Source organism: Azospirillum sp. A26 (assembly GCF_042604635.1).
In the GTDB taxonomy this organism is placed as follows: Bacteria; Pseudomonadota; Alphaproteobacteria; order Azospirillales; family Azospirillaceae; genus Azospirillum; species Azospirillum palustre.
In genome coordinates this window covers 254,758-275,774 of the sequence record NZ_CP170477.1, presented here as the reverse complement: position 1 = coordinate 275,774, position 21,017 = coordinate 254,758, and the positions used below count along the sequence as shown (strand labels likewise).

At 65.8% G+C, this 21,017-nt stretch carries 22 protein-coding genes; 4 read left to right on the top strand and 18 right to left on the bottom strand.

From position 1 onward, the window contains the following. Positions 1 to 4 precede the first annotated feature (4 nt). From ABNQ39_RS35995 to ABNQ39_RS35975, 5 genes are all read right to left on the bottom strand, one after another. Entirely contained in the window at positions 5 to 214 is a 210-nt protein-coding gene (locus ABNQ39_RS35995) for a hypothetical protein (RefSeq protein WP_174472447.1), read from the bottom strand. 49 nt (positions 215 to 263) lie between these two features. Next, positions 264 to 488: a hypothetical protein gene (locus ABNQ39_RS35990; RefSeq protein WP_376967359.1), complete on the bottom strand. Its 225-nt coding sequence runs from the start codon at positions 486 to 488 to the stop codon at positions 264 to 266. 263 nt (positions 489 to 751) lie between these two features. Continuing rightward, entirely contained in the window at positions 752 to 2,680 is a 1,929-nt protein-coding gene (locus tag ABNQ39_RS35985) for a PhoX family protein (RefSeq protein ID WP_376967357.1), read from the bottom strand. A 136-nt stretch (positions 2,681 to 2,816) separates the two neighbouring features. Next, positions 2,817 to 3,110, bottom strand: coding sequence for a hypothetical protein (locus tag ABNQ39_RS35980; protein ID WP_376967355.1), 294 nt, complete (start codon positions 3,108 to 3,110; stop codon positions 2,817 to 2,819). Then, positions 3,107 to 3,730, bottom strand: a complete 624-nt coding sequence (locus ABNQ39_RS35975) for an NUDIX hydrolase (protein ID WP_376967353.1) — start codon at positions 3,728 to 3,730, stop codon at positions 3,107 to 3,109. The genes ABNQ39_RS35980 and ABNQ39_RS35975 overlap by 4 nt, the downstream gene beginning before the upstream one ends. A gap of 259 nt (positions 3,731 to 3,989) precedes the next feature. Here ABNQ39_RS35975 and ABNQ39_RS35970 point away from each other — a divergent pair, with 259 nt between their 5' ends. The 3 genes from ABNQ39_RS35970 to ABNQ39_RS35960 all read left to right on the top strand — a co-directional run bounded on the left by ABNQ39_RS35970 (position 3,990) and on the right by ABNQ39_RS35960 (position 8,152). Beyond that, on the top strand, positions 3,990 to 5,156 hold the full coding sequence (locus tag ABNQ39_RS35970) for a sialidase family protein (protein WP_376967351.1): 1,167 nt from the start codon (positions 3,990 to 3,992) through the stop codon (positions 5,154 to 5,156). Positions 5,157 to 5,261: 105 nt separating this feature from the next. After that, entirely contained in the window at positions 5,262 to 6,857 is a 1,596-nt protein-coding gene (locus ABNQ39_RS35965) for a DUF1800 domain-containing protein (protein ID WP_376967349.1), read from the top strand. A gap of 14 nt (positions 6,858 to 6,871) precedes the next feature. Further along, positions 6,872 to 8,152: a DUF1501 domain-containing protein gene (locus ABNQ39_RS35960; protein WP_376967347.1), complete on the top strand. Its 1,281-nt coding sequence runs from the start codon at positions 6,872 to 6,874 to the stop codon at positions 8,150 to 8,152. A 48-nt stretch (positions 8,153 to 8,200) separates the two neighbouring features. Here ABNQ39_RS35960 and ABNQ39_RS35955 read toward each other — a convergent pair whose 3' ends face one another. From ABNQ39_RS35955 to ABNQ39_RS35940, 4 genes are read right to left on the bottom strand one after another with little or no spacing between them, the layout of a single operon-like run. Continuing rightward, positions 8,201 to 8,764 carry a GNAT family N-acetyltransferase gene (locus ABNQ39_RS35955; RefSeq protein ID WP_376967345.1) on the bottom strand — a complete coding sequence of 188 codons (564 nt, stop codon included), beginning with the start codon at positions 8,762 to 8,764 and terminating at the stop codon, positions 8,201 to 8,203. Beyond that, complete coding sequence (locus tag ABNQ39_RS35950) at positions 8,761 to 9,762, bottom strand: RHO alpha subunit C-terminal catalytic domain-containing protein (protein WP_376967343.1); 1,002 nt, start codon at positions 9,760 to 9,762, stop codon at positions 8,761 to 8,763. Before ABNQ39_RS35950 ends, ABNQ39_RS35955 begins: the two co-directional genes overlap by 4 nt. Next, on the bottom strand, positions 9,759 to 10,415 hold the full coding sequence (locus tag ABNQ39_RS35945) for a Rieske 2Fe-2S domain-containing protein (protein WP_376967341.1): 657 nt from the start codon (positions 10,413 to 10,415) through the stop codon (positions 9,759 to 9,761). Before ABNQ39_RS35945 ends, ABNQ39_RS35950 begins: the two co-directional genes overlap by 4 nt. Before the next feature lie 9 nt (positions 10,416 to 10,424). After that, entirely contained in the window at positions 10,425 to 11,189 is a 765-nt protein-coding gene (locus tag ABNQ39_RS35940; RefSeq protein ID WP_376967339.1) for an SDR family NAD(P)-dependent oxidoreductase, read from the bottom strand. A 261-nt stretch (positions 11,190 to 11,450) separates the two neighbouring features. Here ABNQ39_RS35940 and ABNQ39_RS35935 point away from each other — a divergent pair, with 261 nt between their 5' ends. Next, positions 11,451 to 12,545 carry a 3-oxoacyl-ACP synthase III family protein gene (locus tag ABNQ39_RS35935; RefSeq protein WP_376967337.1) on the top strand — a complete coding sequence of 365 codons (1,095 nt, stop codon included), beginning with the start codon at positions 11,451 to 11,453 and terminating at the stop codon, positions 12,543 to 12,545. A gap of 80 nt (positions 12,546 to 12,625) precedes the next feature. On the opposite strand, the gene ABNQ39_RS35930 is transcribed toward ABNQ39_RS35935, so the two are convergent. Genes ABNQ39_RS35930 through ABNQ39_RS35890 form a run of 9 tightly spaced genes read right to left on the bottom strand, consistent with a single transcriptional unit; the run spans position 12,626 to position 21,014 of the window. After that, positions 12,626 to 13,687 (bottom strand): zinc-binding dehydrogenase, encoded by a 1,062-nt coding sequence (locus tag ABNQ39_RS35930; protein WP_376967335.1) that lies wholly within the window; start codon positions 13,685 to 13,687, stop codon positions 12,626 to 12,628. 7 nt (positions 13,688 to 13,694) lie between these two features. Continuing rightward, the gene (locus ABNQ39_RS35925; protein ID WP_376967333.1) at positions 13,695 to 14,363 is read right to left on the bottom strand and encodes a methyltransferase domain-containing protein; all 669 of its coding nucleotides are present in this window, start codon (positions 14,361 to 14,363) and stop codon (positions 13,695 to 13,697) included. Then, positions 14,350 to 15,405 (bottom strand): hypothetical protein, encoded by a 1,056-nt coding sequence (locus tag ABNQ39_RS35920; RefSeq protein ID WP_376967331.1) that lies wholly within the window; start codon positions 15,403 to 15,405, stop codon positions 14,350 to 14,352. Before ABNQ39_RS35920 ends, ABNQ39_RS35925 begins: the two co-directional genes overlap by 14 nt. Beyond that, entirely contained in the window at positions 15,386 to 15,991 is a 606-nt protein-coding gene (locus ABNQ39_RS35915; RefSeq protein WP_376967329.1) for a hypothetical protein, read from the bottom strand. The genes ABNQ39_RS35920 and ABNQ39_RS35915 overlap by 20 nt, the downstream gene beginning before the upstream one ends. A gap of 7 nt (positions 15,992 to 15,998) precedes the next feature. Then, positions 15,999 to 16,916, bottom strand: a complete 918-nt coding sequence (locus ABNQ39_RS35910; protein ID WP_376967327.1) for a transketolase family protein — start codon at positions 16,914 to 16,916, stop codon at positions 15,999 to 16,001. Next, positions 16,913 to 17,737 (bottom strand): transketolase, encoded by an 825-nt coding sequence (locus ABNQ39_RS35905; RefSeq protein WP_376967325.1) that lies wholly within the window; start codon positions 17,735 to 17,737, stop codon positions 16,913 to 16,915. The genes ABNQ39_RS35910 and ABNQ39_RS35905 overlap by 4 nt, the downstream gene beginning before the upstream one ends. Continuing rightward, positions 17,734 to 18,861, bottom strand: coding sequence for a DegT/DnrJ/EryC1/StrS family aminotransferase (locus ABNQ39_RS35900; protein ID WP_376967323.1), 1,128 nt, complete (start codon positions 18,859 to 18,861; stop codon positions 17,734 to 17,736). The genes ABNQ39_RS35905 and ABNQ39_RS35900 overlap by 4 nt, the downstream gene beginning before the upstream one ends. After that, positions 18,854 to 20,008, bottom strand: a complete 1,155-nt coding sequence (locus ABNQ39_RS35895; RefSeq protein ID WP_376967321.1) for a DegT/DnrJ/EryC1/StrS family aminotransferase — start codon at positions 20,006 to 20,008, stop codon at positions 18,854 to 18,856. Before ABNQ39_RS35895 ends, ABNQ39_RS35900 begins: the two co-directional genes overlap by 8 nt. A 10-nt stretch (positions 20,009 to 20,018) precedes the next feature. Further along, complete coding sequence (locus ABNQ39_RS35890) at positions 20,019 to 21,014, bottom strand: GDP-mannose 4,6-dehydratase (protein WP_376967573.1); 996 nt, start codon at positions 21,012 to 21,014, stop codon at positions 20,019 to 20,021. Positions 21,015 to 21,017 lie beyond the last annotated feature (3 nt).

Here is a 21,017-nt window from a genome sequence, read left to right as displayed (position 1 = left end):
GCCCTCACACCGGTTCGGCGGCGGCGAGCGGCAGGAAGGCCTGATAGCCGTCGCGCTGTTCGGTCAGGTTCAGCAGCAGGTCGGTCAGGCTGTCGCGGGCGAAGGTGTCGGTGGTCGAAGCCAGCCGGCGGCGGACGACGGCGATGAACTCCTCCAGCACGTCCAGGTGCAGGGTGGCGGAAGCGAGAACGTCCTGAGCGATCGGGGCGGTCATGATGGCGGTCTTTCGCGGAAGGAAGAGGGTGGCGGCAGGAGCGGCCGGATCAGGCGGCGAGCGCGGTGATGGCGGGTTCGGCGGCGGCCAGGACGGAGCGGTAGGTCTCGCGCTGCTCGGTCAGGCCGGCGAGCAGGTCGGCCAGGCTGTCGCGGGTGAATTCGCTGCTGCTGCCGTCCAGCTTCGACTGGGTGATCGCGATGAACTCATCGACCACATCCAGGTGCAGGGAAGCAGAAGCGAAGATGCTGGCGGCGCATTCGATCTTGGACATGGTGGCGATCCCTGTATTCGAGGTGGAGGCTCTTGCCCGTTCTGATGAGCTTATTGAGCCATTCCGCCAGTTAACGAGGTGTTAAGATCGCCGATTGGTCCTAGGTCGATTGGTGATTACCTCTTCCAAGAAAAACGCCGCTGCACGATTTGGCGGTAGTGTTACTTCTTTCGATGCGGGCATGAAAAAAACGCGGCCGGTCGCCCGGCCGCGTTCTTCCCTGTCCGTCCAGCCCCCGGAGGGACCCTGTCGGGCCGTGTTCCTCAGACCGCCTGGGGCAGCCCGTGGATGTAGCCGACGCCGCCGCTGCGGCGGTTGCGATAGGCGTCGTCGATCAGGGCGGCGACGCTGTCCTTGACCTTGTCGTGCAGGCCCTTCTCCCAGTCGCCGGGGTGCTGGAAGTTGCTCATGATGTAGGAGAAGCCGTTGACGTCGTCGACCGCCTGCAGGCCGGTCGACTCGGCGCCCGCCGGGCAGGACAGCAGGCGCGACAGCTGTTTGGTGTCGACGTTGTAGGCCCACAGGAAGTTGTTGACGTGGGCGCCGCTGTCCTCGCCGATCAGCAGCGTGCGCAGCTTTTCGGAGAATTTGAGGTTGTCCGGGTTGGCGATGCGGTCGGCGTCGGCGGTGTTGCCGATGGCGTCCGGGGTGGCGAGGTCACGGCCGACCAGGGCCGGGACGGCGCTGAAATGCACCGGCACCCACTCGCTGTCGATGGCCGTACCGGCCAGATCGGTCTGGCCGCCCTTCATCGGCAGCTGATAGACGGCGCCGGCATTGATGGTGTCGACCTTGATGCCGCTCTTGCCGTCGCTCATCGACTTGTACATGTAGGACACCGCCATGTAGGCGGTCTTGTCCTTGGCGTTGACGGTGACGCCCTCCAGCTTGGTCAGCGCCAGCGTGGCGCCGACGGTGGGGGCGTAGCGGTGGGTCTCCAGGAAGGCGGCGGCCTTCTCCATGCCCGGCTTGAACTTGACCCACTGGGTCTTGCCGCTGAAGGGGATGAGGGTGAAGGACGGGTCCTTCGGATCCTCCTTCTTCACCTCGACGATGTCGGCGGCCTTCAGGCTGTCGGCCAGCTTTTCGATCTCGGCGCTGGTGGCGTGGCCCAGCTTGACCCACTTCAGGCCGAAGGCGCCGCCCTTGTCGAGATCCTTGCCGGCCTCCTGCTCCATCTTCGCGGCATAGAGGGTGCCGGCGGAGAGGTCCTTGGCCTTGTCGGCGATGAACATGAACAGGCCGCCGTTGGTGGCGTCGTCACCCATCAGCACGGTGCGCTCGTCCGGCATCACCTGCACCAGCTCGTGCGAGATGCGGCCCAGGCAATAGTGCTTCCTGATGCTGCCGGTGCCGTCGGCGTTCACCGTCACTTCCGGCAGGTGGCCGTAGTGGTACGGGTTGGCCTTGGTCTCGTCGCCGAACAGGTTCTTGCTGTAGGCGCGGAACTGGTCGTCGAGCGCCGCCGCGTCCGGCTCGTACTCCTCGCTCGACAGGTGGGTGTTCCAGGGCGACAGGCTGGCGCCGCAGGTGATCCACAGGCCGTGCACGCCGCTGGTGTCGACATTGTGGTACTGCACCAGCTTCAGCGCGCCGGTCTCCTTGTTCTGGTCCAGCGTCAGGACGGCGATCGGCGACGGCAGCTTGCCGTACATCGAGGCGTCCTTGGAATCGCGGGTGGTGTATTCGAACTGGACGACGGCGAACAGCGTGTTGCCGGTGACGCCGGCCACCTTGGCGCCGGGGATCGGGGCCAGCAGGTTGCAGCCGTCCGGGCAGTCGGAGAAGAACTGCGCCGGGGTCGCCAGCGAGGCGTCCACGATCGGCTTGCCGTTGATGTCGACATAGCCGCCGGCCAGGATCGTGCCGCCCTTGCCGTCCGGAACCATGTCGCCGGTGATGAACAGCGGCTGGTAGCCGAGCGCGAAGCTCTGCTTGGAGCCGTCGGCCCAGGTCACGACCATGCTGGATTCGACCGTGGTCTTCGCCTGCGCCGCGGCGGCGGTGGGGGCGGCCATGCCGACGAACTCGACGGCGACCGGCGCGCCCTTGGCGGATGCTGCCTCGGCGCCCGAGGCGAACAGCAGCTCGCCGGCGCCGATGCCGGCGACCGGCAGCAGCGGCAGCCCGGCGAGGGCGCGGAGCACCGAACGGCGCGACGTTTCAGGCAGATGGACGGACAGATCGGTCATGGCGGATGTCTCCCGAACCCTCATCAGGGCAAGCGGCTGGCGTGGGCCGCGCCGCCGGGCCATGGGAGCCCGTTCGGCGCAGCCTTGTTCTTGGCGAGCGTCGGGAAGCTACCGCGGGGATGTTACAGTTTGACGGTCAGCGGGCGCTGAGCATGCAGGTGCGGTCCGACGGCATCGGCAGCGCCACCGGCTTGCCGTCCGCCCCGGTGCCGCGCACCACGCGGCCGCCGGCTTTTCCGTCAGAGGCGGGCTGTTCCGCGATCTCCGGGTCGGTCACCTGGCCGGCGACCGTCCATTGCCGGGTCTGCGGGTCCTGGCAGCGCAGCTCGTAGCGGCCCTTCATCGGCTCGGCGGCGGCGGGCGAGGCGGTCGGGAGGGCGGCGGCCAGGAACAGGGCGGCCATCAGGGGCATCGGGGCGGGACGGATCATCCGGCTTTTCCTCGGCTGGTTGTGTCCGGTGGGCAGGGACGGGACACCGCCCGGGCGATGTCGGCCTGCCAGATCATGCTGACCAGGGCGATCTGGGTCAGCAGATGCATCTCGCCGCGGCCGATGGCTTCCTGCAACTCCGTCCGCGTCAGGAACAGGATCTCGGTGTCTTCCAGATCGTCGGAAATTGGATCGGCGACCCGGCGGCAGCCGGTGGCGTGGAACATGTGCGACCAGGCCCCGCCCTGGTTGGCGTTGACGATGTAGGCGCCGAGGTCGGTCCAGCTTTCCGCCTCCATCCCCGTCTCCTCCATCAGTTCGCGTCTGGCGGCGGCCAGCGGGTCCTCGCCGGGCGACAGATGCCCGCCGGGAAACACCAGCCCGACCTTGCGCGGGCCGTGGCGGTACTGGCGGTAGGTGACGATCCGCCCGTCCGCCGTCTCGGCGAAGATGCAGGCGAAGGACGGCTGGTCGAACTGGTAGTAATCGTCGATCTGCCGCCCATCCGGCAACTCCACCGTCTCGACCCGCACCTTCAGGAACGGATCGGCGTCCAGCAGCTCGCGGCTGCCCAGCACGGTCCAGGGTCGGTGCAGGCGGTAGGGGCGATGTCCGGGCATAGGCTGGGCTGTTCTCTGGCGGGTGCGTGCCGCTATCGCCTATCAGTCCCCGCCCACCGGCGTCCAGCCCCCCTCATGGGGAAGGACCGGGATGGAGCTTCAGGGAGCCACGGAAACTCCCGCCTCCTCCAGCACCTGCGGGCCGTCGGGCCGGAACCATCGGCCTTCGCCTTTCCGCTCTGCTGCCGAGGCACGGCGTCGCGGGTTATAAGCCTTGCGGTCTTGTGAGGACTGAAGAAGGCAGGGGAACCCGATGGCCATGGCCGGTGTCGAACATCGCGTGCTGTACCGCGACCCGCGTTTCTATGCGTCCTTCCCGTCGCTGACCCCGACCGTGACAAGCCAGCAGGGGGCAGGACAGCAGGGGGCGGTCCTGCTGGCTTTCCGGCGGGCCCGCGACCATCGCTGGCTGCGCGGGGCGGAATACCGGGCTGGAGAGACCGGGTTCAACCATGTCGACCATCTCGATTCGCGGTCGCAGACCGTCCTGCTGCGGCTCGGCCCCGATGCGGAGCCGCTGGGAGAGGAAACGGCCCTGCCCCCCGACCCGCAGGCGGCCGACCAGGACGCCAGCCTGCTCACCCTTCGCGACGGCCGCATCCTGCTGACCGGCTTCCGCTGGTATCCGGTGCCGTCGTCCCAGGGGGACGCGCTGCGCGCACTGGGGATCGGGCTGACCGGCAACCCGCAAAAAACCGGCGACCTCTACATCTTCTGGGGCGGCTACAGCCGGCACAGCGACGATGGCGGGCGGAGCTGGACCGCTCACCGCGACCTGCCGCCCCTGCCCGGCCATTCCGACATCGTGCCGGGCCGGCGGCCCTTCCATGGCGGGGCGGTGCGCGGCCGGGCGGTGGAGGCGCCGGACGGCACGATCCTGCAGACCGGCTACACCCACCACCCCTCCACCGGCACCTATGCCAGCCATCTCTTCGCCTCCACCGACCGGGGGGAAAGCTGGGGGCACCGGGCGGTCATCGCCATCGATGCCGAGGCCAGGGCCGGCTTCTGCGAGACGGCGCTGCATCTGGACGCCGATGGGGTGCTGCACGCCTTTCACCGCACCACCGGGCTGGACGATCATCTGGCGACCTCGCGCTCCACCGACATGGGCCACAGCTGGGAGCCGTGGCGGCGCCATGCGGTGGTCGGCCATCCCTATGACGCCTGCCCGCTGCCGGATGGCCGGCTGCTGCTCGTCGGCGGCTACCGCCATGCGCCCTACGGCGTGCGCGCCCGCCTCTACGACCCGCGCCGCCAACAGCCGGACGAGGGGACGGAGCTGGTGCTGCGCGACGACGGGCCGGCGCCGGACCTTGGCTATCCCTGGGCGGCGGTGCTGCCGGACGGCCGCGCCATGGTCGCCTATTACATCTGCGACGCCACCGGCCTGCGCGGGATCGAGGCGACGCTGTTCCGGCCGTGAGGCCGGCGCGGTCTCCCGCCCCTCGCCCGCTTTTTGTCGCTGTCCGGGTGCTTGAGAGTCTGCCACCATCGGGCGGGGGGCTTGGTCGTCGGAGGTTCATCCACCATGGGCGGCACCATGACGATTCCCCCTGCCGTTGTTTTCGGCCGGCTTGCCTTCGGTCCGCGAGCTGCGGAGCCTGACGCCGACAGTGGCCGGCCCGACTGGCTGGCCCGCTGGCTCGACCGGCAGCTGTCTCCCGATCTTTCCTCCGATGGCCATGACGACCCCGAGGTCGAGCGCCATCTCGTCGCGACGAAGCTGCGCATCCGTTATCCCGCCGGGGACGGCTGGGAGGCGGTGGACGAGGACCGGCCGCTGACCTGCCTGGGCCAGCCGATCGAGGCGCTGTGGCCGCTGGCCGCCAACCGTCCGGCGGTCGCCGGGCCGGAGCGGCAGAGGCCGCGGCTGGAGACCGCAGCCGCCACCCTGATCCGTGCCGTCTACAGCCGCTGGCAGCTGCGCGAGGTGCTGGTCGATTTCTGGCACAATCATTTCAACGTCAACGCGGCGGGCGAACCGGCGGTGGCCGCTGCCCTCCCCGTTTATGACCGTGACGTCATCCGCCGCCATGCGCTGGGCAATTTCCGCGCCTTCCTGGAGGCGGTGGCGACCAGCAGCGCCATGCAGGTCTATCTGAACAACCGCTCGTCCCGCGCCGGCGCCGCCAACGAGAATTACGCCCGCGAGCTGTTCGAACTGCATGGACTGGGGCGCGACGCCTATCTGAACGCGCTGTACAACCGCTGGCGCGATGTGCCGGGGGCGCTGCGCGGTGCGCCCGACGGCTACATCGACCAGGATGTCTACGAGGCCGCCCGCGCCTTCACCGGCTGGACGCTGGAGGACGGCGCCGGGCTGGGCGGCGACGCCAGGCTGCCGGTGACCGGCCGCTTCACTTATGTCGAGGGCTGGCACGACGGCTATCAGAAGCGGGTTCTGGGGCGGGAGTTCGACCCCTTCCAGTCGCCGATGGCCGACGGCCATCGCGTGCTCGACCTCATCGCCGACCATCCGGCGACCGCCCGCAACCTCTGCACCGCGCTGTGCCGCCGGCTGGTCGCCGACGATCCGCCGGCCGGGCTGGTCGCCCTGGCGGCGCGGGTGTGGACGGAGAGCCGGAGCAGGCCGGACCAGATCGCCCGTGTCGTCCGCGCCATCGCCCTTTCCCCCGAATTCGCCCGCATCCGCGATGCCAAGGTGAAGCGCCCGCTGGAGCTGGTGGCGTCCTTCGCCCGCGGCGCTGGCATCGACCTCGTCCCCACCAACGCCCTGCTGGGCGAGCTGGACGGCAGCGGCCAGCGGCTGTTCGGCTGGCCTGCCCCGGTCGGCCATCCCGACCGGATGGAGGCATGGCTGGGAGCCGCCGCCATGCGCCGGCGCTGGGGGCTGCTGCTCGGGCTGGCGGAGAACCGTTGGGAGACCGGAGCCATCGACCTCGCCACCCGCTTCCCGGCTCCGCTGCCGGCGGCGGCGGCGGTGGACCGCTGGCAGGGGATGCTGCATGGCGGCGAGCCGGAGCCGGCCACCACCGCCGCCATCCTGACCGGCATGGGGCTGGCGGCCGACGCGATGCTGACGCCCGGCACGAAGGCCAGTGATGACCGGTTGCGGCGGGTCGCCGCCTTCGTGGCGATGGCGCCGCGCTTCAACCAGCGTTGAGGGAGGCTTGAGCCATGACGATTTCACGCCGCGGTGTGATGCAGGGCGGACTGGCGGCCGGCCTCGGGCTGGCCGGGGGCGGTCTGACCGGGCTGCCCGGCGTCCGCAGCCTCGCCTTTGCCGCCGATTCTTCCGCTGAGGCGCCGGCCGGCACGCTGGTGGTGGTGTTCCTGCGCGGCGGGGCGGACATGCTGGCGCTGGTGGCGCCGGCCGACGACCCCGACTATCGCGCCGCGCGGACGCCGGAGTTGCGGGTGATGGCGGAGGGGGCGAAGGCCGGCATCCGGCTGGAGCAGACGCTGGCCCCTTCCCTCGACTTCCGCCTGCATCCGGACGCCGCTCCGCTGGCGGAGCTTTATGCCGCCCGCCGGCTCGCCATCGTCCATGCGGTGGGGCTGACCGACGGCACCCGCAGCCATTTCGTCGCCCAGGACCTGATGGAGCGCGGCATCGCCCGCGAGGAGGATCTCGCCCGCACCGGCAGCGGCTGGGTCGCCCGCTGGCTTGGCGAGGGCGGGCATGGCGAGGGGGAGGGCGGCCGGGTTCCGGCCATCGGCACCGCCGCTGCTCCGGCCGCCGCCCTGGCAGGGCTGGGCGGCGCGCTCGCCGTGCCCGACCTGCGCGGCGGGCTGGCCCCTCCCGGCGGGCCGCAGGCGGCGGCGGTGCTGGCGGCGCTCTACCGGCAGGGCGACGGCGCCTATGAGCGGGCGGCGCGGGCGGCGCTCGACGGGCTGTCGGCGGTCGACGGCCGGCTGCCGCGCGGGACCGACGGCAAGGTCGCCGCCTACGACGCGGAGGGCGGGGCCGTCTATGAGGAGACCGAGGCCGGGCGGGCGTTGCAGACGGTCGCCCGCATGTTGAAGATGGACATCGGCCTGCGGGCGGCCTGCGTCGATGTCGGCGGCTGGGACACCCACGAGAACCAGCAGGGGCGTTTCGCCACCGCCGTCGGCCAGCTGTCGCGCGCCCTCGCCGCCTTCCATGCCGACACCCTGCGCTATGAGCGCGACCTGACGGTGGTGGTGATGAGCGAGTTCGGCCGGCGCCTGCGCGGCAACCGCAGCCAGGGCACCGACCACGGCCATGGCGGCGCCATGCTGGTGCTGGGCGGCCGGGTGGCGGGCGGGCGCATGCTGGGCCGCTGGCCGGGTTTGGCCAGCCACCAGCTTGACCGCGGCGTCGATCTGGCGGTCACCACCGACTACCGGACGGTGCTGTCGGAACTGATCGGCCCGCCGGCGGCACGCGGCTTTCCGGGCTTCCAGGGCGCGCCGCTGGGGGTGCTGCGGGGGTGAGGAACAGGGCGGCGGGGCGGCAAGGGTTCCGGAGCGGCTCTCTCCCTTCTACTGCCACTCCCGCCCGTCCATGTCCTGATAGACCCCGAACCGGCCGCGCACCGCCAGCCAGTCCTCTGCCAGCATTTCGAAAATGTGCAGGTCGATCTCCTGCCTGTCCTTCACCACTTGGCGCTTCAGCACGCCGACCGGGCGGTAGCCGATCAGCGGCTGGCCTTTCAGCAGGCGGGGGCTGTTGGTGCCCAGGATGTGGTTCACCACCTTGCGCAGCCCCATGGCGAAGAAGACGTGGTTCAGCATGTAGGCGAAGTTCAGCGGGGCCGCCCCCATCCGCCCTGCTCGCTCGCCCATCAGCACGCCGATGGTGGCGATCCGCCATTCGGGCTCGGTCACGGTGATGGAGACGTGGCCGGCCGGCACGCCGTCGACGCAGAGGATGCGGTGGACATAGTCGTCGCGCTCTTTGCTGCGCCGCAGCCATGCCTTCTGGCGCTCCACGTCATAGGGGACGACGCTCAGCATCTGGCCGGCGATGTCGGGCCGCGTGCGCCAGTCGAGCATAAGTTCGGCGTGGTCCTCCGTCGGCTCGATGAAGGTGAGCGTTCCGCTCATGCAGCCTCTCCCAGCTGGCGCAGCATCGCCTGATGGAAGTCGAGGATGCGGCGTTCGCGCCGGCCATAGATGCCGGTGATGTGGGGAAGATCGGCGATGCCCGGCCGGCCCTGCTGCACCGCCTCGCAGACCGGGCAGTCCTCGGCGATCACGGTGCTGGCGGACTGGATCAGGTAGGTGGCGGTGGAGCGGTGCAAGGCCTGTTCGCGCGTTGTCTCCAGCCGGGTGGTGGGAAGGAACAGCTGCCACCGCAGGACCGTGGCGTCGGGAGCCACGGGATCGATCCGGTGCGGGATCACCGTGGCGCCGTAGAAGGTCGCCAGATAGAAATTCGGGAAGATGAAGATGTGGCGGTAGACGGGTTCCTCGGCGAAGCGGCGCAGGCGCAGCTTGGCGTCCAGCTTCGCCCACCAGCCGGCGGTGCCGTCGGCCAGCAGCCAGCGGGAATCGCTGTTGGCGCCGTGGCGTTCGGTGACGAGTCCGGTCTGCCAGTCGGAGTGGACGGCGGGATGGATCGTGTCGGGATGCACGGTGGAACCGTGGAAATCGTCCATCGTGTTCTCGACCAGCGCTTTCCAGTTGGCCCGGAACGCGATGCCGACCGGGGCCTGCGGGTTCAGGCAGTTGGCCGACATCGTCGCCAGCCGCTCGCCATAGGGCGCCAGATGCTCGGCCAGGGTGGGACCGCCCTCCTCACCGTCCCTTGGCGCCACGCGGGCGAAGACCAGGGCGCCGCAGCGGTCGATTTGCAAGGGCCGCACCCGGTCCCCGTCGCGGCAACTCCCCTCCATCGACTCGCCGCGGCGGTGCAGCTCGAAGCGCAGGCCGGCCATCTCGGCGGTCAGGAGGTTCGTATCGTCGAACACGCCCATGTAGAGCCAGCAGCGGCTGAAGACCCGCTCACGCTCCTGCGTGAAGGCTTCCTCCGTCCAGAAATGGCTGTGGGGGAGGAAGGCGCCGTCTTCGGGGACGATGCTGTGGACGGGATGCGCGCTCATGCCGGCTGCTCCGCATCGGCGGTTATGGGGGCGGTGGCGGGATAAAGGGTGACGGTGCGGGAGAAGCGGCTGTCTGCTCCGGCTGGCGCGGCGCTGTGCAGCACCAGAGCGCCGTCCGGCGCCTGATGGATGCGCAGGTTGGCGGCGTCGATGCGCTCCCAATCGTCCTCCGGCTCCAGCGCCGCGCCGCGCCGGGGGAAGGCGTCGGACAGGGCCGCCAGCCGGGCGAACAGGGCCGCTCCCAGCTCTTCCTCCAGCGACGGGCCGTCCGCCGCCATCCGGACGAAGACCAGCCGGCCGCAGCGGGCCAGAGCGGCCGGGTGCAGGGCCAGCCGCCGGCGTCCCTCGGCCTCCAGCTGGAAGTCGGTCGGGTTGAAGGGCAGCCCCACCGGCACGCCGTCGGCGTCGAAGCTCCAGCCGTGATAGGGGCAGCGCAGCGGGCCGCAGCCCGCCGGCTCGCTATGGATCACGGCGAAGCGGTGGGTGCAGACGTTGCGGAAGGCGACCACCCGTCCCTTGATGTTCTGCGCCACCAGCGGCACCGCTCCCACCCGCGTGGTGACGAAGGCGTTCAGGGTGGCGAGGTCGTCCGCCATGCAGAGATGGAACCAGCGGTTTTCAGGCCGGCGGCTTTCGGGAGCGTCGTTCTGCATCGCGGGGCCTCAGGCGGTGCGGCCGCCGTCCACCGTGACGATGGACCCGGTCATCCAGCGGCTGGTGTCGGCGAGCAGGTAGGCGATCATGTGGGCGATGTCGTCGGGATGGCCAAAGCCGAGAGGCTGCAGCGTGCGCAGATGCTCGTACTGTTCGGCGGTCAGCTTCTGCTTGCCGCGCTCGATCAGCTCGGTCTCGACGATGGAGGGAACGACGCAGTTGACGCGGATGCCGTCGCTCAGCAGTTCCACCGCCATCCCCCTGGTGGCGGCGATGATGCCGCCCTTGCTGGCGGCATAGACGACGTTGCCGGGCGAGGCCGCCGTGGCGGCAGTGGAGGAGATCAGCGCCATCGCTGCCCGCTCTGCATGGCAACCCTTCTGCCGCAGCCCGCGGGCGAGCGCCAACGCGCTGCCCAGATTGGCCCGCATCACCTCGTCGAAGAAGGCGGCGGAGAAGATGCGGATCGGCCGCAAGGTCTGGATACCGGCGCAGTGCGCGATGCCGTCGAAGGGCGCATCGTCGGCGCACAGCCCCTTCACCCAGCCCGGCACGGCTTCGAGGTCCGACAGGTCGAAGGGGGCGATGGCGTGATCCTCCCCCTCCAGCCGGTCCGCCGTTTCGGCCAGCCGCTCCTCGTCGCGGCCGTTCAGCACCAGCCTTGCCCCCAGCCTCGCCAGCACCACCGCCGTCGCCCGGCCGATCCCGGCCGACGCCCCGGTCACGAGGATGCGGCGGCCGGTCAGGTCCATGGGGTTGTAGGCGGCTGTCATGGCGGGGAAATCCAGGTCGGTGGCGTATCGGGATGCGGACCATAGCACGACGGCCGCCCGACATCAGCGCGTCCGGGGCTGCGGCCTTTTGGTGCGGGCCGCCCACGCTCGTCTCCAAATCGGCGGCAGTGGTGACGGCGGAGCCATGCGGCGCAATCAATCTTTCGGAAACCAATCCGGCGTCACTGTGCGCTATGGTGCCGGACACCGACTGAGACAAGCGCCCTGCCGGGCTGCGAAGACGCGAAGGACAGGACAGCCATGAAAGCCATCATCGACGGCATCCGGATCGCCGGCCTGCGCGCGGTGGTGCCCTCCCAGCGCCATTCCTTTGTCGAGGAGCCGGGCATGTTCACGGTGGAGGAGGCGAAAAAACTGGCCGCCACCATCGGTGTCCAGGAGCGCCGCGTGCTGCCGCCGCCCTATTGCGCGTCGGATCTCTGCCTGGCCGCGGCCGAAGGGCTGATGGAGCAGCTGGGCTGGGATCCGGCGACGGTGGAGGTGCTGGTCTTCGTCTCGCAGGAAGCCGACTACGTACTGCCGGCGACCGCCTGCATCATGCAGCACCGGCTCGGCCTGCCGACCAGCGCGGCGGCCTTCGACGTGCCGCTGGGCTGCTCCGGCTATGTCTACGGCCTGTGGATCGCAGCGAAGCTGCTGGGCGGATCGACGGCGCGCCGTGCGCTGGTGTTGTGCGGCGACAACGCCACCCGTTACCTGCACCCTGAGGACCGCGCCACCCTGCCCCTGTTCGGCGATGCCGGATCGGCCACCGCGCTGGAGGTGGACCTGGCAGCGTCTCCCATCCCGGTGGTGATCGGCACCGACGGCGCCGGCGCGCCGCACATCTTCGTCAAGGCCGGCGGCAAACGCCATAGCCTGATCCCACCGATCGGCACCGCCGGGCGGATCGCCGACGAGGAATCCGCCGCCCAGCTGGAGCGCGACTCCCGCCTGACGCTGAACGGGGCGGAGGTGTTCTCCTTCACGCTGCGCGCCGTGCCGCCGCTGCTGCGCGAGGCGATGGAGCATGCGGGCACCGACGTGGATGGCATCGACCGCTTCGTCCTGCACCAGGCCAACGCCTTCATGCTGGAGCATCTGCGCAAGCGCATGAAGGTGCCGGCGGAGAAGTTCATCATCGACATGCAGGGCTTCGGCAACACCAGTTCCGCCTCCATCCCGCTGGCGATCTGCCACACCATGGGCGCGCCGCTGGCGGCCGGGCCGGTGAAGACACTGATGGCCGGCTTCGGGGTGGGCTGGTCCTGGGGGGCGATGGTGGCGGATCTGGGGCCGATGCCGGAGCCGCAGGTGGTGGATTTGCCGGAGGGCTATCCGGTGCTGGCGGTGTGATGCCGGGCTCGGGGAGATTCGACTTTCCGAACCCGGCATAATAGCTGCGCAGCTCTGGGATCGTTCCGGGAGCGGAGCCTTTATGCTTCTCCATCCATCTTGACCACACAGCGTCCGGCAATGCTGCCGTCACGTATGCCGGCTATGGCGTCGTTGATTTGAGGCAAATCGACTTCGTGGGTGATCAACTGGTCGAGCGGATTCGTCGTTGCGCCAAATAGCTTGAGATAGCGGGGGATGTCCTCGTTCGGCACGGCGTCGCCGCCATGGGAGCCGACCAGGGTCTTGCCGAAGTGGATTGGCAGCGTGAACAGCGTGGATGACTGCCCTGCCTTTGGCACGCCGACCAGCACCACCCGTCCTTGCGGCTTCGTGATGGCATACCCAAGCTCGATGATCCTGGGCAGGCCCGTGTTGTCGACGAATACGTCGGGACCCGCTGTGCCAAGGATCCGCTTGATTTCGGTCTCGGGGTCCGTCTTGGCAGCGTTGATCAAATGTGTCGCGCCCATTTTCTGGGCGAGCGCCAGCTTCTCGTCGTAGAGATCGACGGCGATGATCGGCCATGCCGAAGTCAGACTGGCTGCCTGGACGATGTTCAGGCCTATGCCGCCTGCGCCATAGACCACGAGCGATTCGCCTATTTTGAGCTTGGCATTGTTGACTACGACGCCGAAGCCGGTGGTGATGGCGCAGCCGAACAGGCAGGCAATCCGCATGTTGATGTCCGGAGCAATCCGGGTCACCCGGTTTTCCGCGACGATCGCGTATTGGTTGAATGTGGTGACCCAGCCGGCATTCAGCTGTTTGTTGCGCCATGTATAGCGGGGGGGCACGGACTCGATACCCATCCCTTTACGCCAGTGCAGCACCACCTTGTCGCCGGCGGCGACATGGCGAACGCCCGGACCAATTGCGACCACCGTGCCGGAGCCCTCATGCCCCAACAGATGCGGCAGGAATTTGTCTTCGCCTTTGGCGCCATCGATCTCACCAAGCTGCGATCCGCAGATGCCGCTGTAAGCGATGCGCACGAGCACCTGGCCTGCTTCGAGGGATTGTGGCAGTTCAACCGTGTCGATGACCAGCGGCTTCTTCAATTCCACAAGAATGGCCGCTTGCATGGTGCTAGGAATTGTCATGGTTGATTTACTCAAAATAGATGAAGGAGTGATCTCCGGTATACCCTGTCATTTTGAACCACCAATCCCATTCCTGTGGTGTGCAAAATGCTTCACAGGTTACTTGCCAGTAAAGAAGATTGGCTTTCTCTTGTTCGTTTCTGTATGACTCAACGCAGATGTATTTTTCTTTTCCAACGCGCTCCACTTCACGCAATGCTTTATCCAGATCGTAACTGTGAAGATTGTGCAGCGTCGTCAGGGAAATGACCAAGTCGAACGACTTGTCCGCAAACGGCAGTGCAGTAGCGTTGCCGTGCTGCAGCCGGTCCTTGACTTCTTCTTTGGCATTCGCGAGAGCATAGTCGGATACGTCGATCCCGTAGACTTCAATCCCGGGAACGACTTTGGTGAAGTCATATAGCAGATATCCTTTGCCGCAACCGACATCGAGTACCTTGCTCCCCGGCTTCAAGCCGTAATGTTCGGCCATCGCACGTGCGACTTTTTCCCAACGACCTTCCATGTAGCGATAGCCGCCATAGCAGATGCGGCGATCACCGTCCCAATAGTCATAATCCCATTTTTTAGCCAGCTCAGCCGCCTTCGGCTTGGGAAACTCAGCGTCATTGACCCGTGCCAAGTAATCCCGCTTGGTGCTCTTATGCACCGCCGACATGAAGTCAATGTAGCTCATGTGATACCTTTCTTAATGCCTCATGCAATGACGCCGCAATGGCGATTTGTTTCTTCTTGATTTTTGCTTCGTCTAGGGCCGGGTTAGCGAACTTTCGTCGTTCAAGCGTGAGCGGAACGAAGACGCCAAGCGCGATGCAGCACCATTTGGCAAGATAGATGGGACGCATCAGCGCCGCTCTCTGGTCAAGCAGGGCGGCGGCAGGGAATAGGGCGACGCAGCGCCGCAGGAATTCGGCGAAGCCGTCCGAAGGGACCGGAACAGCCGGCTGGGCGAAAAAATCGCCAAGCATGCGTGTGGGATCGTCCCATCCCGCATATTCGAAGTCGTGGAAGACGATGCCTCCCCCCCGACGCTGCAAGGCGTTGTGGAAGCCGAAATCCGATGGCGAAACGCATCGGTGATCCGTCTTCAGCGCGTCGTCGACCGACAGACCCCGGTCTTCCGCCAATCGAAGGATACGGTCGACGAGGGAGCGCCAATCGTCGACCAGCCGACGGATGAGGGCGGCGGCATCGCCAAGCCCCTCTGGATTGACGGTGAAGAGAACTGACAGTCGGCGGTCGACAAGTTGAATGTGTTCCACCAGGGAGAAGACCGCTTCCGATGCCATCGGCAGACCATCGGCGCGCCGGCGGGCATCCGGAGTGTTGAGCGCTGCAAAGAAGTCGATGGCGGCATCGACGTCTTTAGCCGTCACCTCTCCGGGACAAAAAGGCGCTCCGTCAATGAACTCATAGGCGGCAAGCTGTTCAGCGTCATGACGGGCGATGGGCCGCGGCACTGAACCGGGTGCTGCCGCGTCTGCATAGATGGTGAAACGGAACTCGGTATCGAGCCGATTGCGCGGATCGGACGGATGCGTGAAATAGCGTTTGACCAGGATGACGCGCGATTGCGTTTCCACCCGGAATGCCCGGTTGTTGCCGCTTGCAGGAAGCGGCTCGACCGATGCCACGGTACCAAGGTCCGTAGAGGCGACCAGCGCCGTGATCGCCTCGGCGATTGGACTGGTGACGGCTTCAGGCATCGAGAGCGCCAAGCAGGTCGCTCCATCCTGCGATCTTCGTCAGACCCGGATAGGTGTCGATGTAGTGGCTTTCGGGATCGAACAGCAGCTTGCGAACAGTGGCGGGCATTGCAGGATCAAGCAGGATCTCAGGCAGGTCGTCGACGAAGACGTCGCAACCGATTGCATCGATGCGGGCAATCTTGGCCGGCTTGGTGGTTTCGAAGAAGATGCGGTCCGTCGGCAGGGCAGGCAGGCCATTGCGCATGATGTGAGTGGCAATCCAACGGCGGGCACTGGCATGCAGGTCGTAGGGCGGCCCGGCGAAGGGATGGATCGTCTTGTGGCTGACGATGCTCACAACATGGCCGGCAGAAAGCGCAGCACCGACGAAATCAAGGAAGCCGGGAAAGGCCGTCGCATCTTCCATGCGGGGGCCATAGATCGTTCCCTGAAGCTCGATCCAGGTCTGCTCCAGCCCTTTTGCGCGCAAATGGTCCCTGACCGCCACCTTGTTCCGGGCGACCGGACCGGTCAGCAGTCCTTGCTCCTCCGCCACACGATGGACCAGGCTATCGTAGGAGACGATTGTGTTGTCGAAATCGAGACCGATATGCACGGTATTGCTATCCTAGTTTCTCAAGGATTGTTGCCGCGATCTTATCTGCGCTCAGCATGTACAATGAGCGGGCATAGTCCTGATCGCCGATAACATGAAGAAATTCATCGCGGGTGCCACAGAGCAGCACTGGCGGTACATTCCGTATTCCAGCACGCCACTCGGAAACCGCGCCGCCGAGACCGCCGATGCGGCCATGCTCTTCAATCGTCACCAGCAGCCGGAATCCAGACGCCGTCTGCTCCAGATAGTCGGTGTCGAGCGGTTTGACCGTTGGAAAGCTGGTGACCGCGACCGACAGTCCCTGCTCTTTCAAGATTGCCGACACAGCCAGGGCAACCGGCATGATTGTGCCGGAAACCAGAAGCGCGACATCGTGCCCCTCCTGGACTTCGATCGCCCTGCCAATGACGAGATCGACCTTGCCCGGGTGAATGTCGGGTTCGCCCTTCTTGCCGATCCGGATATAGGATGGGCCGTTGTGCGCCAAGGCCGCCCTCATGCAGCCGACCATTTCCCAAATATCGCAGGGGGCGAAGACGGTCATGTTCGGCAGCGTGCGCAGGATGGCAAGATCTTCAAGAGAATGATGGGTAGGACCGAGCTCGGCATAGGAGAGGCCCGCTCCGGTGCCGACAATGATGACAGGTGCCTCGTGATAGCAGAGGTCGACGCGGATCTGTTCGAAGCAACGGGTGGTGGTGAAAGGGGCGATGGTATAGACAATCGGGCGCAGCCCGGACATTGCCATCCCGGCTGCCACCCCGATCATATTGGCTTCGGCGATGCCGCAGTTGAGGAAATGCCGGCTGCCGACTTTCTTGACGCCTTCGAACAAGTTGTTGCCGATGTCTCCGGACAATAAAACGACCCGCTCATCGGCGCTTGCAAGACGGGTGACTTCCTTGGCAAAAGCGTTTCTCATGCTTCGATCCTAAGCTCTGCGCGCGCCCGACGCACTTCCTCTTCGCTGGGAATCCGGTAGTGCCAGTTGTTGTCGTCCTGCATAAAGGATACGCCGCTTCCCTTGACGGTATGGGCGACGATCGCCGTCGGCCGGTCGGTGGTCCCCACGAAACAGTTCAGTGCGTTCCTGATCGCGGCATGATCATGGCCATCGACTTCCATGGCGTTCCAGCCGAAGGCTGCCCATTTGTCAACGAGGGGGTCTATTGCCATGATCGTCTGGCTGCGACCAGTCGCCTGCCATTTGTTGAAATCGACAATGACGCAGAGGTTGGAAGTTCGCTGGGCCGCTGCCAGCAATGCCGCTTCCCAGACCGATCCTTCATTGCATTCGCCATCGCCGACCAGGACCACCACCCTGTACGGGAGTGTCTGGATCCGTGCGGCGAGCGCCATGCCGAGTCCGATAGGCAGGCCGTGGCCGAGTGAGCCGGTCGCTGCTTCAATTCCCGGCAGACAGGCTGGTGAGGGCGGATGCTCAGCGAAGATGCTGCCGTTCTGGCCATAGTCCGAGAGCTGCGAGTCGTCGTAGAAGCCGCGCATGGCCAGCACTTGGAACAAGGCCGGGGCTGCGTGCCCCTTGCTCAGTATGAAGCGGTCCCGACCAGAGGCCGCCGGCTGCGACGGGTCAAGACGCAGGAAATCGAAGTAGAGTACACTCAGCAAGTCGGTACAGGACAGGCATGACCCAAGATGCGGCGTGCCTGTCCTGTGTGAGGTTTCGATGATCCGGTAGCGCAGCTGGCGGGCTCGGATGTTGAGAGTGTTCAAATCGATCATCGCGAACCTAGCTCGGAACCGGTGAAGAATGAAATCACGGAGCGTGCAACGTGGTCGACTTCCGCGTCGGTGAGTTCCGGGTAGATCGGCAAGCTTATCATATGCCGGGCATTGGCTTCGGTGTTTGGGAAGGAGCCCTCCGTGTAGCCCAGATCCCGCGCAGCCTCCTGCAGATGGAGGGGTATCGGATAATGGATGCGGGTGTCGACGCCGTTGGCGGCAAGATGTGCCATCAGCGCATCCCGCCGATCGGTGCGGATGATGAAGTTATGATAAACACACTCTTCTTGAGGCTGATCTTCCGGCACAGTTGCCAGTCCTCTCAGGCGATCCCGGTAAATTCCGGCAATCTCACGGCAGCGTGCATTCCAGATATCGAGATGAGCGAGCTTGATCTCGGCAAAAGCAGCCTGCATCGGATCGAGCCGCGAATTGTAGCCCCAGAATGCGCAACGCTCGCGATTCTCGAGGCCATGATTGCGCAGCTTGATGATCTTCTCGGCCAATGCATCGTCATCGGTCGTTATAAGGCCACCGTCACCATAGACGCCGAGATTCTTGAGCGGGTGCAGGCTGAAGCCGGCAGCAATGCCGAGCCCGCCGACCCGCCGACCCTGATATCGCGCGCCGATCGCCTGCGCGGCATCTTCGACGACGAACAGGCCGTGGCGGCGGGCGATCTCGTTGATCGGTTCCATGGCGGCGGGCCTGCCGGTGAGATGCACAGGCAGGATCGCCCGGGTCCGTGGGGTCAGCGCCTCCTCGATGAGGGCGGGGTCAATGTTCATGTCCTCGGCGACATCAACAAACACCACCTTCGCATCGGTCGCAGCGATCATCGATGCCGAGGCGATGAAGGAGTTGGGCGCGGTGATCACTTCATCGCCCGGTCCGATCCCCAGTGCCTTGAGAATAAGGAAGAGGGCGCTGGAGCCATCCGCCACACCCACGGCATGCCTGACTCCGCAGAAGGCGGCGACCGCCCGCTCGAACGATGCCAACCGGTCACCGAGAATGTATATCCCGCTGCGGCCAACCTCGCGGAAGGCATCGGTCAGGTCGGATTCTAGTGCCCGAAACTGGCGGGCAAGATCGACGAACGGTACGGAGATTTGGTCAGGCATAGAAGCCTCTGATCAGGTCGATCACCCGGTCCTGCTGGGCCGATGTGATGAATTCATGCACTGGCAGCGACAAGGTCGAAGCGGCAATCCGCTCCGCCATGGGGAAATCGCCGCAGCTATAGCCGAAATCAGCCGCCGCTGGTTGCAAATGCATCGGCGTGGGGTAATGGACCTTTGCATCGATGCCGTGGGCGACCAGATGGCTCTGGAGTTCGTCACGCCGTTCGCAGAGAACCATATAGAGGTGGTAGACCTGCTCGATGTCGGGCTCGCGATGCGGCACCGTCACACCGTCGATCCCCCGTAGATGCGCATCGAAATAGGCTGCATTGGCGATCCGAGAACGGGTGATGTGCTCGATCTTGCCAAGCATGTGGCGTGCGACAACGGCTTGCACCGTATCGAGCCGTGAATTGTAGGCGAAGATCCGGCATTCGTCACGTCCGGCCAGCCCGTGGTTGCGCAGCAATCGCAGCCGATCCGCGTGTTCCGCGACATTGGTCGTGATGATCCCGCCGTCACCCCAGACATTGAGATTCTTCAGTGGGTGAAAGCTGTAGCAGGCGATGGCGCCGAGGCCGCCGACCTTGTGCCCTTTGTAGGTGGCCCTGATGGCGTGGCAGGCATCGGCGATGACCGGGATGCCGTGCCGATCGGCGATGGCCTGAATGCGTGCCATGTCGCAGGGTTTGCCCGACCAGTGCACGGGCATGATGGCCTTGGTCCTCGGTGTGATGCGGGCCTCGATCTGATCGGGATCGATATTGTAGTCGGCCCCGACGTCGGCGAAGATGGGCCGTGCGCCGGCGGTGACGATGGCGCCGACGGTGGCATAGAAGGTGAACGGTGTGGTGATGACCTCGTCACCCTTGTCGACGCCGATCGCTTTGAGGCTGAGGAAAAGAGCGTCGGTGCCGCTGCCGACGCCGATCGCATGAGCGGCCCCGCACAGTTCGGCGAACTCCTGTTCGAGCTTGTCGACTTCGGCGCCCAGCGTGAAGTCGCCGCGCACGACGACCTCCCGGATCTTGTCGAGGATCACATCATGGTCGGCGAATTGATGCGGCAGATAGTTATGGTTGACTTCGAGCGCTCCGGTCTGCCGGTATTGTTCGGGAAGGAAGTTCTGAATCGTCGTTGTCGCCATGTTGGTCCTCTTACGCCTTATGCAGGTAATCTTGCGGCAAGCGCTCGATTTCCGCCAGATTGTCGCGGACCCAGTCGATGGTGGCGTCGACGCCGCGTTCAAAGGCCACGCTGTCCTGCCACCCCAGTTCGGCCCGCGCTCGCGTAGAATCCATCAGATAGGCCTGATCCTTGGCCGGGCGGTCAGGCGCGACCTCGGCCACCGACTCGAAGGCGATGCCTATACGCTGGCAGATGATTTCCACCACCTCGCGGATGGTGAAGAAACGTTCCGGAGAGAAGTGGTAAATCTCTCCGATCCGGCCGTGGTCGATCGTGCGGACAATCGCATCGGCGACATCGTCGCAGTGAATGAAAGCGCGAACTGACACCCCGCCGCCATGCAGCTTCAGTTTACGGCCGGTGAGGGCACAGATGATTGTGCGAGGCACGATGCGGTAGAGCTGCTGGCCCGGACCGTAAAAATTCGCAAAGCGCGTCACGATGGCCGGAAAGCCATAGTGCTGCTGGAAAGCCCGAAGGCTGAGGTCGGTAGAGGTGTGGGACACCGCGTAAGGTGTGCTCGGGGCATAAGCCCAGGTTTCCTTCAGCAATCCATCGGTGCTGCCGTAGACCTCAGGGGTCGAGATCCGGATGTAACTTTCCAGCCAGGGGCACCGGCGCAGGAAATCATGAAGCTTGACCTTGGCAACTATATTGGTCGTGTACCACTGTTCAGGCTGCTGCCAGCTTTCGGCGACCATGCCCTGACCGGCGAAATCGACGACGACGTGAGGCTGGAATTCGCCTATCCGTTCGATGATTTCCGGCAGGTGATTGTTGATGTCGGCTTGCATGAAGCTGTAGCGGGAAGCGTTGTCGTCCCGGCGATAAGGCAGGAAGATCGGCGATCCTTCCGCCGAGCGGTTGATGCCGAGCAGCTGATGGCCGTCGCGCAGGGCGCGCGCCACGAATGCCGCTCCCGCGAACGAATTCGAACCCAGCACTACATATCGCCTACCCACCATCCC